At 67.8% G+C, this 15849-nt stretch carries 16 protein-coding genes; 11 read left to right on the top strand and 5 right to left on the bottom strand.

Going from position 1 to position 15849, the window contains the following annotated elements; genetic code table 11:
• Positions 1-207: 207 nt before the first annotated feature.
• The 5 genes from ABZ386_RS41805 to ABZ386_RS41785 all read right to left on the bottom strand — a co-directional run bounded on the left by ABZ386_RS41805 (position 208) and on the right by ABZ386_RS41785 (position 4955).
• The gene (locus tag ABZ386_RS41805; RefSeq protein ID WP_355721568.1) at positions 208-384 is read right to left on the bottom strand and encodes a helix-turn-helix domain-containing protein; all 177 of its coding nucleotides are present in this window, start codon (positions 382-384) and stop codon (positions 208-210) included.
• 827 nt (positions 385-1211) lie between these two features.
• On the bottom strand, positions 1212-1925 hold the full coding sequence (locus ABZ386_RS41800; protein ID WP_355721601.1) for a 5-formyltetrahydrofolate cyclo-ligase: 714 nt from the start codon (positions 1923-1925) through the stop codon (positions 1212-1214).
• 26 nt (positions 1926-1951) lie between these two features.
• A complete protein-coding gene (locus ABZ386_RS41795) occupies positions 1952-3118 on the bottom strand; it encodes a helix-turn-helix domain-containing protein (protein ID WP_355721571.1) in 1167 nt (388 codons plus the stop codon).
• A gap of 202 nt (positions 3119-3320) precedes the next feature.
• A complete protein-coding gene (locus tag ABZ386_RS41790; RefSeq protein WP_355721574.1) occupies positions 3321-4496 on the bottom strand; it encodes a helix-turn-helix transcriptional regulator in 1176 nt (391 codons plus the stop codon).
• 24 nt (positions 4497-4520) lie between these two features.
• Entirely contained in the window at positions 4521-4955 is a 435-nt protein-coding gene (locus ABZ386_RS41785; protein ID WP_355721577.1) for an NUDIX hydrolase, read from the bottom strand.
• Positions 4956-5156: 201 nt separating this feature from the next.
• On the opposite strand from ABZ386_RS41785, the gene ABZ386_RS41780 reads away from it, so the two are divergent.
• The 11 genes from ABZ386_RS41780 (at position 5157) to ABZ386_RS41730 (ending at position 15642) form a co-directional block, all read left to right on the top strand.
• Positions 5157-5957 carry a TauD/TfdA family dioxygenase gene (locus ABZ386_RS41780; protein ID WP_355721580.1) on the top strand — a complete coding sequence of 267 codons (801 nt, stop codon included), beginning with the start codon at positions 5157-5159 and terminating at the stop codon, positions 5955-5957.
• Between the two features lie 96 nt (positions 5958-6053).
• Positions 6054-7958, top strand: a complete 1905-nt coding sequence (locus ABZ386_RS41775) for a glycoside hydrolase family 15 protein (protein WP_355721583.1) — start codon at positions 6054-6056, stop codon at positions 7956-7958.
• Between the two features lie 29 nt (positions 7959-7987).
• A complete protein-coding gene (locus tag ABZ386_RS41770; protein WP_356506395.1) occupies positions 7988-9499 on the top strand; it encodes an ATP-binding protein in 1512 nt (503 codons plus the stop codon).
• Positions 9500-9508: 9 nt separating this feature from the next.
• Positions 9509-10048 carry a roadblock/LC7 domain-containing protein gene (locus ABZ386_RS41765; protein WP_355721589.1) on the top strand — a complete coding sequence of 180 codons (540 nt, stop codon included), beginning with the start codon at positions 9509-9511 and terminating at the stop codon, positions 10046-10048.
• A 74-nt stretch (positions 10049-10122) separates the two neighbouring features.
• The gene (locus ABZ386_RS41760) at positions 10123-10455 is read left to right on the top strand and encodes a DUF742 domain-containing protein (protein ID WP_355721592.1); all 333 of its coding nucleotides are present in this window, start codon (positions 10123-10125) and stop codon (positions 10453-10455) included.
• Between the two features lie 55 nt (positions 10456-10510).
• Positions 10511-11098, top strand: a complete 588-nt coding sequence (locus ABZ386_RS41755) for an ATP/GTP-binding protein (protein ID WP_355721604.1) — start codon at positions 10511-10513, stop codon at positions 11096-11098.
• A 44-nt stretch (positions 11099-11142) separates the two neighbouring features.
• Entirely contained in the window at positions 11143-11751 is a 609-nt protein-coding gene (locus ABZ386_RS41750; protein ID WP_355721595.1) for a GAF domain-containing protein, read from the top strand.
• A gap of 85 nt (positions 11752-11836) precedes the next feature.
• Positions 11837-13087 carry an acyl-CoA dehydrogenase family protein gene (locus ABZ386_RS41745; RefSeq protein WP_355721598.1) on the top strand — a complete coding sequence of 417 codons (1251 nt, stop codon included), beginning with the start codon at positions 11837-11839 and terminating at the stop codon, positions 13085-13087.
• 106 nt (positions 13088-13193) lie between these two features.
• Entirely contained in the window at positions 13194-13931 is a 738-nt protein-coding gene (locus tag ABZ386_RS41740) for a hypothetical protein (protein ID WP_355727278.1), read from the top strand.
• Positions 13928-15178 (top strand): GntR family transcriptional regulator, encoded by a 1251-nt coding sequence (locus tag ABZ386_RS41735; protein WP_355727280.1) that lies wholly within the window; start codon positions 13928-13930, stop codon positions 15176-15178. The genes ABZ386_RS41740 and ABZ386_RS41735 overlap by 4 nt, the downstream gene beginning before the upstream one ends.
• Positions 15175-15642, top strand: a complete 468-nt coding sequence (locus ABZ386_RS41730; RefSeq protein WP_355727282.1) for a DUF6082 family protein — start codon at positions 15175-15177, stop codon at positions 15640-15642. Before ABZ386_RS41735 ends, ABZ386_RS41730 begins: the two co-directional genes overlap by 4 nt.
• Positions 15643-15849: the final 207 nt, after the last annotated feature.

Below are 15849 nucleotides of genomic sequence, written 5' to 3'. Positions count from 1 at the left end.
GACCGATACCGGACCTTGTACGGATGAGGACACTTCGACCACCGCGACCGCGGATGCTCACACTCCTTGAAAAACGACCCCATCCCACGAACCAACGAACTCGTCAAGATCCACGTCCTGCACAACTGGAAAGTTCCGAACGATACTGCGTGTTTCGAACCATGGCACCAGCGGCGGCATCGCCGGGGCCGCGAGTCGGAGATCGCTTCAATAGCCCAGTACTCGTTGCTGCTTGACCCAGGCTTCAACCTCTGACACTTTGAATCGGATTTTGGCGTTCGCCCCTACACCAAACCGGTACATCACCAATCCCGATCGGGCGGAATTCTTGTACAACCAGGAAGTGGACACATTCAAATACTCGGCAGTTTCTTTGACATCCATGAAACGGACTGTGACAGGCGCTCGCAAAATCCCCTCCGAAAATCTCTAGGCTGCAGTTGTACTGCATTGACTCGAAAAGCCACGTCTGGGGTTCGATGTTGACCTCAGGTGTTGCAACCAATACTCCGCAGCGTCGCCGGTTTGCCCAACCGGCGATCGTCGGCTATGTTGCGCTCGCGCCATACGCACACACCGGCCCTCGACTGCGTTTTGAACCCGCGAGGCGGCCCGGCAACCGAGCCGTGTCCAGAAGTGACGAGATCTCAACTCGAGCTTGACGAGAGCCGCCTGTGGCCCGGGCGATGTGGCCGCATCAAGCAGACTCTTCCAACTCACAGGTCACCGTTCACGACGCACCCGGTCATGGCCGCAGACCTGTGCTCCCACCGAGCGTGACTTTCGCTTCCACCACCGCAACAACACGCGATCACCGGGGACAACGCCGCCTCGATGGCTCGGCGACCCACGCGACCGGGTCGGGACTGTTTGACGGAAAGTCCGGCACGGGCTGAGGTAGGGCACCTTCAGCAGCGTGACGTAGGCCTTTGACGGCTCGATTGGGTCGCGGTAACCGAGCCGGTCTGTCGCCAACCAGCCCAACTGGTAGGCTTGCAAGAAGATCGCAACCCCTAGTCACCGAGTAGGGCGCGTCAGCAGCCCGGTGCGCTTCTCTATGCCGACCGGAGGAACGGACCGCGCCACAGCGGGTCATCCGGGGGCGAAGCTAGGTGATCGCCCAGTCCAGATCGTTATCCTGTCGGAGCGATCTGGGGCCAGCACTGAAGAAACAAAATCGGCACACCGGCGGCACGGACCTGAAACCCTCGCTAACCCTTCGCGCGGGACTGCAGGGCAGGGATTGCAGCAATCTTGGCTGCATCAAGGTGGTCCCAGAAAATTCCCTTTGGCCTTCGTGGCGAAGTGCATGGAATGACCTCTTGCGGTGTGACAACTAGATCGACGTTCACGTCATGATCCGTAACCGGGATAGGGAAGTCGATCACCTGTAGTGAGTGAACGGTGGTGACGACCAGCGTTTCTGCCCCCACGAGCCCTGCCTCCGTGAGCAGCGCAAACTCCAGGTCCGAGTAACCGGCCCCCTTACCGATACGGGCGCCGTCCCGGTTGACGGCCACACTCCCCAGGACCACAACATCCACCGGCCGCAGGCCGTCGACCTCGACAGTGGGCGCAATCCTGGCCGCTACCTTGCTGCTCGCTGCCTCGATGGCCGGCACGTCCAAGGCTGCGGGATCGAGCAGGTAGAACGGCTTGGCGGAGGCCAGCTTCGGCACGGCCATGTAGACGAGCTTGCCCTCCTCCAAGGCGCGTGCTCGTACCGGTAGCTGGGCCTTGTCCGGTACGGCCTTTACGACTCCTGCCTTCCTCCAGCGCTCCAGTTCAGCCAGCTTGGCAGCGGCTTCCTCCGAGCCGCGGAAGTTGGGGATACGGCCATGGGCGGTGTCGTCGTACACCGCGCCGGCCGCGTCGAGCGCGTTCCACACCTGGGTCCGTACGAGTTGCTTGGCATCGTCTTGCATTGCGGGCACCCAGGTTCTCCTCACTCCTACGCCGTCGTCATGAGAGCGAACAGCCGGTCGTGGACGTCGGCGACGATTCGCTCGCGCCGCCAGGGCCCCAGCTCACGAGCAGCGCCGAAGACCACGTTCAGTCCTCCGCCGCCCCGTGTCTTCTCCAACTCGGTGATGGCCTCGGACAGCGTAGTCACGGCACCGTCGATTTCGCCCTGCCGGACATAGGCGAGCGTAAGGTTTCCCAGCACGATCGCGCGGGACTTCCGACGATCTTGCAGTTCGGTGGCCGTCGCCTCAAGGAACTTCTGTGCGCGCCGGTGCTGCCCCAGTGAGAGGTAGCACGACCCGGCCAAGCGGCCGAACTGAGTCGAGGACACGAGATCTGCGGCCGCGTCCATCCCGTCAGTCTGTTCCAGCTGCTGCTGGGCCCGCCCAAGAGCCTTCTCACAGTCGCTCGCCTCGCCGAGCATGGCGTGCGCCTCACCGGCGTGGAGGAGTGCCAGCCCAGTGACGGCTGGGCTGGTGGTCCGGGCGGTGTCGGCTGCCTGGAGGGCCAGGTCCAAGCCGCTCCGCGGGTCCTGGGCGCCGTAGAGCTCTACGTAGCAGGTCCTCAGGAGTGCGCGTCCTTCGAGGGTGTGATCTCGCAGGCGCCGGGCGACCACGACGCTCTCGTCGTAGAAGCCACGTGCTGTGGCGTGGTCCCGCCTCTGTGAGGCGTCCCAGACGAGTTGTCCCATGAGTGTGAGCACATCCGCTCGGAGGGCGAGGAGCTCTCTCTCCGCTCGCCCACGCGGGCCATTCCGTCCCAGGAGGGTGATCAGGCTGAGCTGCTCTCCTCCCTTCGCCAGCAAGCTCGCCGACGGGGCCCGATCGTAGGAGGCCGCGAGCTCGTCGTACTCGCGCCGGAGCTCTGCCACAGTCGTGAGGTCGACCTGGGCAGTGCCGGAAGGCGTCGGCTTCTGAAGCGCGGGGGGCTCTTGCGCCGAGTCGGTCTCCTGCTCCAGCAGTTCGACGAGTCCAGTGACCGAGATCCCGAGTGTCTGAGCGAGGCGTGGGCGCATCCATGGCTGTGGGGAGGCCGTTCCCGCCTCCCAGCGCACGACAGTGGAGCGATCCACGCCGAGGTGTTCGGCCAAGCCCTCCTGCGTCAGGCCCATCGCTTGGCGCCGCTGGGCAAGTCTCTGCCGTCTGCGTGCCATGCCATAGCCCCCCTTCAACGTCCTAGGCGCGGCAAACACCCAGGTGATGCCCGTCGACGCCACATGGATGCATCACGAGCGCATCAATTCTGCTCTGGGAACGCAGGAGTTGGCCCGGTTGTCTGGGGTTCCACATTCCACACGACAAAGGACCGTGACGGTGTTGGACCCACGTGCTGATGCCAGCGAGCGCGCCATCAGGTCAGGCCGCCATCTCGCAGCGCATGCGATCCAGAGCCTGTGCAGCGGTGTCGTGGATCTCGGGCAGGCGGCCCGTGGCCGTTCGCATGATGCGCTGAAGTTGGTGCGGAAGCCTCTGCACCACCGCCTCCTGCACCGCGACGTCCAAGGACTCCTCCGCGCCGCCGCGATCGTCGGCAAGCAGCTGCACGTGTGCGACGGTCACCAGCTCGATCACCCGCCACTGGGGCGCAACCGTCGTTGTGAGCACCGGGCTGTGCTCGACCAGCCGTATGGCCGTGTCGACCTGTCCAGTGGCGATCAGCCCCCGGAGCCGGATCTCATGCAGCGAAAAGGGGTTGAACAGACTGGTGTGATCCACCGAGGTGAGGAGGTCTTCCGTCTCGCGTATCACTCGGTCGAACAGCTCTGCGTTGCCCAATGCACCGGCCGCCCGGGCCAGCAGCGGCAAAGCGGCGGCACGGGAGTCGTTGTCCGGCGCGAGGGCAGCGGCGCGGCCCAAACGCTCTACAGCGGCACCGACGAGACGCGCCTTGCGCAGTTCGTTCCCGTGCATTCGGAGGGCGTACGACGTCAGCGCCGGCTCCTCGAAGTACTGCACGAGATCCAGACTCCTTGCGGTCCAGCGGGCCGCCGTACTCAGTCTCTCTTCCGGGAGGACGTTGCCCAGCGCGACGCCGAGCCCTACTCGGGCACGGGCGAGCAGGTGGAGGACGTCTCGCTCGGTGTGCCCGTCCTCGACACGGGCTTCGAGCCGGGCAACCAGCGGCCAGAGCTCGGAGACGGCCTCCGCTGCGTGTCCGGACTGCCTGGCGATCTCGGCGAGCCGAACGGTGGACTCGCCGAACTGCACCATGGCCCGATGGTCGGTGTCGGCCACGTCCGTGACTCCGAGGACGTGCGGCGGCAGGCGCAGGTACTCGCAGACACGGCGCCGGGATCCTACGTCGTCCAGGCTGCGCTTCCCGAGTTCAAGCGCGGAGATGTAGGTCTTGTCGTAGCCGAGGAGTTCACCGAGCTCTGTCTGGTTCAGTCCGTGTACCCGCCTGTAGAAGCGCAGGATGGGGGCCAGATCCCCTGTGGCCAGTACGAGTTCGGCCTGCGGTGTCGCCCAGTGCCACTGGGCATGCTCCGCCGACGGGCGGGATCCAACGACATCACGGCTTGGCCCTGCCACGAGCTCTCCCCCGACCATGGCTGGCTACATCCGCTCGTAGTCGTCCAGGCCGACGGCGTCGCGGCGGTACCACGCGGCCACGGCCCGTTTGTAGCCCTCTGGCATGTTCAGAGTCGGTACTTCCTCGGCGGTGAACATGCCGAGTTGCTTGTGTTCATGGCTGACGACAGGCGGTTGATCGGGTGTGAGCACCGTGCAGCCATAGGTGACGATCAAAACCCTCCGGCCGGGGATGGGCTCGTAGATCCACACGCCTCCGTCGATCAGAGGTCCGGCTTTCACCACCCAGCCGGTCTCTTCGTGGATCTCTCGTTCCACCGCCGACTCAGGGCTGTCATCGGTGGGGGCCGCGCCGGTGGGGTTCCCGATCTCCAGGCGCCCTCCGGGCAGTTCCCACTCCTCACGCTCGTTCTTGAGCAACAACACGCGGTTCCGAGCGTCGAGGGCAACGCCCTTCACGGAGACAGGCCAGAGGGGCTGCGTATACGTCATTGCTGTCCTCGTCCTGGGGTATGTGATCCCGGCTTTCGGAACGTAGCACGGTGCGCACAGCGTGCACCTGAGCTGGGCGATTTGCCCGAGTCGACAATCAGTCGCTTTACCCGGGCCTCGGCGACTTCCCAGTCTGTCCGCACAGAAGCCGATCTAAGGAGCACGTCGATGCGCGTTGCCCTCGCTCGCTCCGCGACGCTCTTCGCGTCGCACTACGTTGACATCCGAGCACCGCACGCTCTCGATGCCTGCGCTGCCCGGCTCCAGGACACGGGCCTGGTGACCGTGGGCGGGCTCTTGTCCCGCCGGGCGGTGCTCGCCTTCGCTGAGCGGCTGATGCGGATCGCGCCGCACCCCCACAGTGGTCCCGATGGGCTCACAGCCATCTACGACACCGGAACCGATGAGCACCGCGTCGGCTTCGCCGGACTCGGTCGCGGCGAGTTGGAGGCACACACGGAGCGCGCCGGCGTGCCCAATCCGCCGCGGCTGATGCTGCTCGTCTGCCTGCGGCCTGCCGACGACGGCGGTGAGGTGCTGCTGGCCGACGGGCACGATGTTCTCGCCAGCTTGTGCTCCGAGGGGAGGGACGCAGCGGTCGTACTCTCCAAGCCCCGGACTGCCTACTTCGGCGCGGGCGCCGGACACCCCTCGCAGGTGTTCACCGTCCATGCCGAAGGACGTGTATCCGTTCGTCTCCGGCAGGACGGCTTGGCTCGGTGGAGCCCGATCGTCCACCCCTATCTGCCGTTGGTCAGGCGCGCGATCGCAGGATGCCAGCGGCGTCTGCGCCTCGAGCCGGGCCAGGGCTACGTTCTGGACAACCAGCGCTGGCTGCACGCCCGGGCCGGCTTCTCTGGCAACCGTCTGTGCCTGCGTGCCCTTGGTGACCCGCTCGTCCCCATGCAAGAGGGCTTCACGCCGGACTCCATTGGAGTCTCCCTGCCCAGGACCAACGACGTCGTCTGACGACTTCCGATCTCACCACACATCGCCAACTGCCCCGGCCGCTGCGGCGGCCCCGAAGCCGTCCCCGAAGTCGCGGGGCCTACGGAGATCTCCACGATGAAGCGCCTTCCGCGTATCGAGCAATACGGCCTGATCGGCGACATGCAGACCAGCGCCCACGTCTGCGACGACGGCTCGATCGACTGGCTGTGCCTGCCCCGCTTCGACTCGCCGGCCGTCTTCGCCGGCCTACTCGGAACGGAGAAGCACGGCACCTGGCAGATTGCTCCGGCCTCGCGTTCTCGCTCCGGTCTGGATCCGGAGTTGTCGCCGAACCGCCGCTACTGCGGTGACTCGCTTGTCCTGGAAACGGTGTGGCGCACCCCGACCGGTTCGGTCCGCGTCCTGGACTCCATGCCGCCGCGCGACGGGACACCGCAGGTGATCCGAATCGTCGAGGGCCTGGCCGGCGAAGTGCCGATGGTCTCGACTATGCGTCCGCGGCCGGGATACGGCAGCGTTAGCCCGTGGATCCACGAGGTCGACGGCCGCATGGTCGCGGAGGCGGGCGCGGACGCTCTGTGGCTCGACACCTGCGTTGAGCAGGTGGAGAAGGACGGCGTCGTCATCAGTGGCTTCGACGTCGCCGCCGGGCAGAGCGTGGCGTTCGTGCTCAGTTGGTGCCCGTCCCACGCAGCTGCGCCTGACGTTCCCGACCCGGAGGCCGCGCTCGCCGAGACGCTCGCCTTCTGGCAGGAATGGACGCAGAAATGCACCTATGACGGGCCCTACCGCGAGCCCGTGGTCCGTTCCTTGATCGCGCTGAAGGCGATGACGTACGGGCCGAGTGGAGGGATCGTCGCGGCGCCGAGCACGTCGCTGCCCGAGGAGATCGGAGGCAACCGGAACTGGGACTACCGCTTCACCTGGTTGCGTGACGCCTCCACTACGCTCGCCGCGCTGCTGGGGACCGGGTATCGGCAGGAGGCTCAGGCATGGCGACGGTGGCTCTTACGCGCTGTGGCCGGCGATCCGGAGAACCTGCAGATCATGTACGGGCTCACCGGGGAGCGTGATCTGCGGGAACGGGAGCTGCCCTGGCTTCCCGGGTACGAGGGGTCAGCCCCGGTGCGGGTCGGCAACGGGGCGGCGGACCAGCTGCAGCTCGACGTGTACGGCGAAGTCATCGAGACCCTGTACCTCGCCCACCAGAGCGGTGTGGCCCACTGCGCCGATAGCGCGGTCTTGCACCAGCGACTCATCAAGCACCTGGCGCAGCGCTGGCATGAGCCCGACGAGGGGATCTGGGAGATCCGCGGGGCACGCCGGCACTTCGTGCACTCCAAGGTGATGGCCTGGGTGGCGGTCGACCGCACCATTCGCTTGGCCGAAGCCGGTGCCCTCGACATGGCTTTGGGCCCCTTGATCGAGCTGCGCGAGACGATTCACCGCGAGGTCTGCGCCGAGGGCTTCGACCCGGTGCGCAACACCTTCACCCAGTCCTACGGCTCCCAGGAACTGGATGCCGCCACGCTGCTGATCCCCCGCGTCGGCTTCCTGCCGCCCGACGACCCGCGTGTCATCGGCACCGTAGACGCGGTACGGCGTGAACTCTCCACGGCGGACGGGCTCGTGCACCGGTATCCCACCACCGGCGAGGACGCCGGAGTGGACGGCCTGGCGGGAGATGAGGGCACATTCGTCCTCTGCTCCTTCTGGCTCGTCGATGCCCTGGCCCTGACCGGCCGCCTCGACGAGGCCCACGCCCTCTTCGAACACCTCCTCGCGCTGCGCAGCGACCTCGGGCTCCTGGCCGAGGAATTTGACCCCGTCCACCAGCGGCAGCTCGGGAACTTCCCGCAGGCGTTCAGCCACATGGGCCTGATCCAGAGCGCCCGGCTCCTTCATCTGCTGTCGACGCGGTCCTCCCGTCACCAGGGCTCGGTCGCTCTTCCGGTGCCCCGCTCGGCACCAGATCGGCGACGACAGACCCGCACTGGCCTGGCTTCGCAGCACGCCTAGCCGCCCGTCCCCCACTGATGAGGTTCCCCATGTCTGACAGCGCGTTCCCGACACGGCCGGTCGCGCCCGGCCGCCGCAGGCGGCGGCCTCCACAGATCGACGCATTCACGCTGCACCGTGTCCGTCGTGCCGTGGCGTTGCCCCTGCTGCTTCTCGCGGCGGTGCTGGGCGCTGTATTCATCGCCTGGTCAACAGGCTCTGTCGCTGCGGGCTGGCTTGTGGCCAGCTTCGTGTGCGGGCTGCTCGGAGTCGCGTTTGCAGCAGTCCGTGGGACACGAAGGGCCGCAGGGGCACTACAGGCAGCCGCGGATGAAGCCCGGGCAGCGGAGCTGGCGGCGATCTCGGGGGCAGCGGCGGCTGTCGAGCGGTCGGTGCTGCGTTCGGCTGACGAGCTATGCCGCGGGGGGCGTCCGCCGCTGCCGGAGCGGCAGGCGCCCAGGCAGGCCGGTCTGACCGCAGAGATCGACGCAGCTCTGAGTGCCCTGCAGGTGCAGGCCATTTCCGATCTGATCCGCGTGCACGACAGGTCGCAGTCGGCGGTGCTGCTGTCGATGCTGCACCAGTTCTCCAAGCGGGAACATGCCCTGGTCGGACGGGCTCTGGAGAAGCTGGATGCTCTCCAGGACCTGACCGAGGACCCCGACCAGCTGGACGCGCTGTTCAAGCTGGATCACCTGGTGACGCGGATGCGGCGCTGGGTGGAGAGCAAGGCCATGGTCGCCGGCGAGTCGCTGCGCAGCGCCCGGGAACCGGTGAGCGTCATGCACGTCCTGCGGGGCGCGAACCAGGAGATCCTGCACTACTCCCGGGTGACCGTCGCCGCGGGAACCGTGGGGGCCGAGCTGGGCCTTCCCCGGCATGTCGGACCGGACATGACGCACCTGCTGGCCGAACTCGTCGAGAACGCCACGCAGTTCTCCGACCCCACCACCAAGGTGCAGGTGCGAGCCCAGCGGGTCGCGCTGGGGCTCGCGGTCGAGGTCGAGGACCGGGTCGTCATCCCCATGCGGCCCACCGACCGGGAGCGATGGAATCATCTGCTGGCGGACCCCCATCGAGTCGATGTGAGCGCGGAAGTCAGCGCGGGGCGGCTCGGCCTGCTCACGACGGCGATGATCGCCCGCCGCCACGGCATATCGGTCGAGTTGAAGGAGAACCCGACGGGCGGGACCACGGCCCTGGTGGTCGTTCCGAACAGGCTGCTGGTGGCGATGCCCGCTCCCGTAGTGCCGCCGGCTCCGCCGCAGCCGCCCGCCGCACCGGCCCCGCGGGCTGCGACGTCAACGCGCCGCAGCTCCCCAGCTCCCGCCCAGGCACGCGCGCGGCCCGTTTCAGCCGTCGTTGCTGGGAGCGCGCCGCCCTTGCCGCAGCGTGTCGTACGCGAGCCGTCGCAGATGCCTGCAACATCCCGGCCCATGCTCTCGACAAAGGGTCCCCGCTATGACCTGGCCGGCGCGTTCCAGGGCGGGATCAAGGCCGCCCGCGCTCACGACAGCACCGATGCCTCCGGTCCGTCCACAGCGCCGCCCCCTCACCCGTAGCCCCCACCCATGATCGGCCCCGACGCCGGTGCCGGCCTGTATCCGCAGGAGCACATGCTGATGACCCATGACACGCCCCACCTCGACAGCGACACCATGACGGCCGCATCCGGGAAGGACGCGAAGAAGCAGCTGGCCGGGCTGCTGAAGAACTTCGTCGATAACGTCCCCAGGGTCACGCACGCCCTGCTGATCTCACGCGACGGACTGAGCCTAGTGGACAGCGAGATCCACAAGGACTGGGCCGACAAGTGGGCAGCGACCCTGGGCTCACTGGCCTCCCTGAGCGAGAACATCCCCGGACCGGGTGGTGGCCGGGCCGCACTGCGGCTGGCTCTGATCGAACGCGGCGACGCCCTGATCTTCGTGTCGATCGCCGGTACCAGCGCGGCCTTCCCGAACCAGCCGGGCAACACGGCGGGCATGGTCGACACCGTGCTGGCCGTGATCGCCGAGCCTGCTGCCGACGCGGGAACCGTGGGCTTCGAGATGGGTCAGCTGGTGGACCGCTTCGCCCCCTACATGGTCGCGCCTGTGCGCAGCGCATGATGACCAGGCCCAGCAGGCACGATCCAGATCCACGACCGGCTGACCCTGCACCGGCGTTCGTACGCCCCTACCTCGTGACCGGGGGCCGGGCACGCCCCAGGCACTGGCTGAGCCCGGAGACCCTGCTGGAGGCCGGGGAGGGCAGGCCCGGACCGAGGCTGGCCGAGGAGCACCGGCAGATCGCTCAACTGTGCCGGCAGCGGCGCCGGTCGGTGGCCGAGCTGGCCGGCACGACACGCCTCCCGCTCACCGCGGCCCGCGTTTTGATCTCGGACCTCATTGACGCCCGTGTCCTGACGCTCGCCCTCACCAACCCCTACGCAGTCTCCGACTCCCCGACCGGGGACCGCCCCTCCCCGCAGCTCTTGGAGGCACTTCGTGCCGGTCTCGAACGACTCGCCGGCTGACCCGGCCACCACCGCCCAGAGCGGTGCCGCCATCAGGAGCGCTGGCGGCCCGGCCGTGCTGAAGATCCTCATCGCGGGGGGATTCGGCGTCGGCAAGACGACCACCGTGGGCGCGATCAGCGAGATCGAGCCGGTCTCCACCGAGGAGTACCTGACCCAGGCCAGCGCCCCCACCGACAGCCTGGACGGAGTGGAGACAAAGAAGACCACCACGGTCGCCTTCGACTTTGGCCGTATCAGCTTCGGTGCGCCGATACCGATGGAACTGATGTTGTTCGGCACTCCCGGCCAGGACCGGTTCGTCGAAAGCCTCTGGTACGACCTCGCCCGCGGGGCCGTCGGTGCGGTCGTAATGGCCGACACCCGCCGCCTGGAGACCAGCTTCGACGCGGTCACCTTCTGCGAGCGAGCCCGCCTGCCGTTCATCGTGGCCGTCAACGAGTTCGACGACGCCCACCGCTATCCGGTCCACGACGTCCGGCAGGCCATCGCCCTCGCCCCACACATCCCTGTCGTGGCCTTCGACGCCCGAGTGTCCACCTCGGTCGCCACGGTGCTGCTGCGACTCGTCGACCACGCCCTGACCCAGACCACGCCCAGGCCCGTCAAACGGTCCGACCCCACTCTCCTGGACGCCCGATGACACACCACACCCACACCCCCCAAACCCCTGCGCTGACCCGCCGCGTGCGCGACGTACAGGCCGCACCCACCGCAGGCCAGGCGATCAGCGTGAGGCCCGGCACCCTTCACACGGGCCAGGAGCTGATCAGCGCTGCCACGGCCGAGGAACTCGCCGAACAGAAGGCCCGCGAGGAACTGATCCAGCACCTCGGGATTCCCACCGGCCCCGACGATCTGATGGACCAGTTTGCCGACCGCCTCGCCGAGGCGACGGGCATGCTCTACGGATTCGTCAATGTCTTCCGCGGCGAGCAGACGTTCATCGGCCTGCACAACCCGCCACCGGAGAGCGGCCACCTCATCCTCGGCCGCACCATGGACCGCGAGCACGGCTGGTGCCCCGCCGTCGTCAAACGCAGGAAGGGACTTCCCCTGCCCGACGTGCACGCCTCCCCCCGCTTCTCCGGCAACGCGGTGGTCGACGCGGTGGGCATCCGCTCCTACTTCGGCGCCCCGCTCATCCACGCCGAGACCGGGATCACGCTGGGCACCGTGTGCACGATCGACCCCGAGGCCCGCCCCCGCACCGACGCCCGACGACTGCTCGGCGCGGTCAAGGACACGGGCGCCGAAGTCCTGCACGCCCTCACATCCGGTGCCTCCGTGCGCTGAGTACCGGCCTCGCCCCCCACCCGGTATCCCGTGACCGGGGCCGGCCGCACCCGCCTTGCGACCCCACAGGGACAGGGAGACGACCATGCCCACCACCATGAGCCCGCCACCCGCGCTTCATCCGTATCTCACTGCCTCCCATGAGCAACTTTGGCGCGAGGCAGATCAGTTCGCTGCTGGTGAAGTCGCGCTGCGTGTTGCTGCAATGGAAGCCGCCCCGCACAAGGTGGAGGACGAGCTGGCGCGACTCATGGCCGCTCGAGGCTGGTTCGGGGTGACCATCCCCAAGAAGTACGGAGGGATGGAGGCCGGGCACGTCGCCAAGACTGTGCTGATTCACCGCCTCGCCTGCGTCTCGGCGGCTGCGGCGGCCATCCTGCAAGCCACGCTGATTCCCGTCGGCGCGGTCGACCACTGGGGCACGGTCGAGCAGAAGGAACGCTGGCTATCGCAGGTAGCTGACGGGACGGTGCTGACGTCCATCGCAGTCACCGAACAGGACGCCGGTGGCCACATCGGCGGCATCGAGACCGTCGCCGAACGGTCCGGGGAAGACTGGGTGCTCACCGGCGAGAAGGTCCACATCGGTAACAGTCACCTCGCAGGGCTCCACGTCGTCGTCGCGCGCACCGCTCCTTCCGGCGTCTCCGCGTCCCAGGCTCTGACCGCGTTCCTGGTGGAATCCGACCGCCCCGGGCTCTCCGTCTCCGGCCACCGCCCCGGCCTCGGGCTGCACGGCTTCTCCGCCGGCCGCCTCAACCTCGGCCGCGTCCGTGTCCCCGGCAACAACGTGGTCGGGGAGATCGGTCAAGGGCTGAGCGTGGCCCAGAGCAGCAGCATCCTGTACGGGCGGCCCAACCTTGCCGCTATAAGCCTCGGGATCCACGAGGCCGTCGTGGGCACCACAACGGCCTACCTCAAGCGCCGTCCCCGCTACCGAGGCACTCTGTCCGACCTGCCTGTCCTGCGTGACCGTATCGGTGACATGCAGGCCCGCCTGTGCGCCGCACGGATCCTGGCCTACCAGTCCGTGCACCTCCTCGACCAGGGCCTGCCCTGCGACGCCGACCTGGTCAACGCCAAGTACCTCGGCCACCAGTGGGCGATGCGATCCGCGCAGGACGCCATGGAACTCCACGGCGCCCAGGCACTCGACGGTGACTACGTCCTCCAGCGGCTGTGGCGCGACATCCAGCACACCTACCCACCGGCCGGAACAGGCGAAGTCCAACGCATACGTCTCGCCGACGCGGCGCTGAGCGAAGACAGCATCCAGTGGTCCGGACGCCTCGCCGCCAACGCCGCCCGGGCGAGCCCCGACCCCACCGCTGTATGACCCCCGTGTGCGCCGCACACGGGCTCGCGCCGCCGGCCCTTGTCCCCCGCGAGGGCCGGCGGCACCCACTACTGCGTCCATCAGGGCATCCGAGGAAGAAGCGACCGTGAACCCCGCCATCGCCGACCCGCTGAACCCCGAACATCCCCCTGCTTTGGGGAAGTTGAAGCAGATCCTCGAAGGCGCGCTGCGAGACGCTCACTTCGCCGCACGAGTCGACCTGAGAGGCGTCGGCTCCGTCCTGGATCTGACGGTCCTGAGCCACAAGGCACCGTTCGACAGAACTCTCGATGCAGCCAACGCATGGATGGCCAGCGTCGGCATCGGCGGCACCGCCACCTTCAACGATTTCCACGACATCGTCATCACGCTGTCCACGGCCGCCGAGGTACATAAGCTCACCACCGCCCTGCTGGAGCCGCACATCCGTGCCCACGCCGTGGCCGACGAGCTGTCTGGCCTCCTTGAGGCCCACCACCTGAGCAGCAGCGTAGAGCTGCAGGGCACGCATGCCGTGGAAGTGGTTCTGGCCGGCGACGAGTTGGAGGCAGTCGCCGGGTTCGCGGCCAAGCTCGACGCGCCCGCGATCGAGGCCGGCCTCGCACTGCACCGTCCTCGCGGGATGCGCCGACTCGCCGAACGACTCCAGTGGCTGGTGACCGGCGTCCTGGGGAGCGCTGTCTGCGCGACCGCAACGCCTGGATGCGCCCACGACCCGGACCACATCACACTCCACCTGACCATCGACCAGGCGCAGCGCCTGACACAACGCCTCCCCCGCCCTTGGCAGGACAACCCGATCGCCACCTGTCCTGACCGGTCAGCCTCCGGGGGTGTCTCATGACCACGCCAGCCGACACGAGTGCTCCCGCCCGCGGACCCGAACCTCACGACGGCAGGCCGCGCTACCACCAGCTGCGGTCCTTCCTGACGTCGCTGCAGCGGGCCACCACTCAGTTCACGGGTCAGACACACACGGATTCCGACCGCGACCGCGAGACAGTCTGGAACACGGTGGAGGTCTGGCTTCCGCTGGCCGCGCAGCGGTTACGGGAAGCGGAACACTCGCCCTCACAGCAGGCTCACTGGCAGGCGATGATCAGTGCCGCCCGCCGCCCCGACCCCACCTGTCTGCCCGGACCTGACCTGGTCCTGCTCGTCTCTGCCGCACGCCGCCTGATGCGCGCCCTGATGGAGGCTGAGCGCCCCGGACCGAGCGTCAGCGCCATCGCCGACACGGTGCGACGTGCGATCACCGACGGCGCCCACCCGCCCGGGAGCCTGCTGGGAGCACGCCGCATCGCCACCCAGGTCGGTGCGCCCACCGTGGAACGTGTCGGCCTGGCGCTACAGGACCTTCAGCGCGAGGGCCTGCTCAACATCAGTCCCTCCAAACGAGTCCGTGTAGTCGGGCGCGCTCAGCGAGCGGAGCGCCCTGAGCAGATCGCCGAGTGGTTGCGATACCTCATCCAGTCCGGGGTCTACCCGCCGTATACCGTCCTGCCGCCGCTACAGCCGTTGGCACGGAGCCTGGTCTCCTCCACTCCCGACGTCACCGAAGCCCTCCGCCTGTTGGCGAAACAGCACATCCTGTTGATCCGCCGCGGCCACCGCGCCCTCGTCCTCCCCGATCCGCCCTTCCCCACCGTCGCCCCACCCGATCTTGACGATCTGATCCTCGCGCTGACGCGCCGCGCCACCCCCGACGAGCAGCTGACCGCCACGGACGTCCTGGCAGCGTGCACCCAGACCCACTCCTGGTGGGCTAGTCGCACCATGCCACCGCCTGACAAGGCCGACGTCCTCATCGCCACGTTGACCGCCGCCGTGACACGCCTCGTATCGCGGGCCGCAGAACACCACTGCCAGGACCCGGAAGTTCGGACCATCCTGCGACGAGCTGCCGTTACCGCGCTCAAGGAACGCCCCTCGGACAGGTGGGAGCAGATCTGGCGCACAGCCTGTCTGGGCACCCTCGTCCGCGATCTCTACCAACTCGAACCTTTGTCCACGCAGCCGCCGGAGCCCGACACCTGCGCCGCCGGCACTCGCCTGAACACCTCTGCACCTGAAAGGACCGTTGCAGTATGAAACTCACTACCGCCATCCTCGCTGCCGGCGCCGTCGTCTCGCTCACCACCGCCGTGGTCGGAGCCGCCCGGCTCAGGCAGAACGCGCGACACCAGGCCGACCGGAACGAGGCGGTCCTCGCCCGCAACCAGCTCGACTGGCTGGTGCAGATGTCCACCAACCCCGACCTCGCCAAGCTCTGGACGCCCGAGGACATGGACGTCGAGGAGTACATGCAGCTGCTCAATGCCAACCAGCAGATCTGCACTCTCAGCCTGCGGGACCGGCTTGGCTTCGTTCGCCATGGACAACTGCCGTTCTACGCCGCGCAGCTGATGGACAGCGACGTCTGCCGGCGTTACTGGAACCGATTCGGCGACCTCCGCGCCCAGGAGGCCGCGGGCGACGAGCGCGCCGAACACTTCACCCGAGTGCTGGACCAGGCCGCGAAGCACCGCCTGGAGGTCCAGCCCGCAGCAGCCTGACGGGCTCGCCTACCCCAGCCGCCACGGCTCAGGCGACTTCGCCGGCCGCCGCCGTCTGGGTACAAGCTCCGGTGCTCGAAGGGAGCCCCGGTGTCCCGCACCATCCATCACCCCTAGGAGTTGTCGTCAAATGTCACGCCCACATCAGCAGCGATGCGAGGGTGACGGCGGCTTGGTAGGACTCGGCGGTCTTGTCGTAGCGGGTGG

Origin of the sequence: Streptomyces sp. NPDC006140 (assembly GCF_040628815.1) — a bacterium.
In the GTDB taxonomy this organism is placed as follows: Bacteria; Actinomycetota; Actinomycetes; order Streptomycetales; family Streptomycetaceae; genus Streptomyces.
This window is presented reverse-complemented; position numbering and strand designations above follow the sequence as displayed.

Coding starts and splice junctions, on each gene's coding strand:
- ABZ386_RS41805 (WP_355721568.1), bottom strand. CDS start 384: ATGGATGTCAAAGAAACTGCCGAGTATTTGAATGTGTCCACTTCCTGG.
- ABZ386_RS41800 (WP_355721601.1), bottom strand. CDS start 1,925: ATGCAAGACGATGCCAAGCAACTCGTACGGACCCAGGTGTGGAACGCG.
- ABZ386_RS41795 (WP_355721571.1), bottom strand. CDS start 3,118: ATGGCACGCAGACGGCAGAGACTTGCCCAGCGGCGCCAAGCGATGGGC.
- ABZ386_RS41780 (WP_355721580.1), top strand. CDS start 5,157: ATGCGCGTTGCCCTCGCTCGCTCCGCGACGCTCTTCGCGTCGCACTAC.
- ABZ386_RS41775 (WP_355721583.1), top strand. CDS start 6,054: ATGAAGCGCCTTCCGCGTATCGAGCAATACGGCCTGATCGGCGACATG.
- ABZ386_RS41770 (WP_356506395.1), top strand. CDS start 7,988: ATGTCTGACAGCGCGTTCCCGACACGGCCGGTCGCGCCCGGCCGCCGC.
- ABZ386_RS41765 (WP_355721589.1), top strand. CDS start 9,509: ATGATCGGCCCCGACGCCGGTGCCGGCCTGTATCCGCAGGAGCACATG.
- ABZ386_RS41745 (WP_355721598.1), top strand. CDS start 11,837: ATGCCCACCACCATGAGCCCGCCACCCGCGCTTCATCCGTATCTCACT.
- ABZ386_RS41735 (WP_355727280.1), top strand. CDS start 13,928: ATGACCACGCCAGCCGACACGAGTGCTCCCGCCCGCGGACCCGAACCT.
- ABZ386_RS41730 (WP_355727282.1), top strand. CDS start 15,175: ATGAAACTCACTACCGCCATCCTCGCTGCCGGCGCCGTCGTCTCGCTC.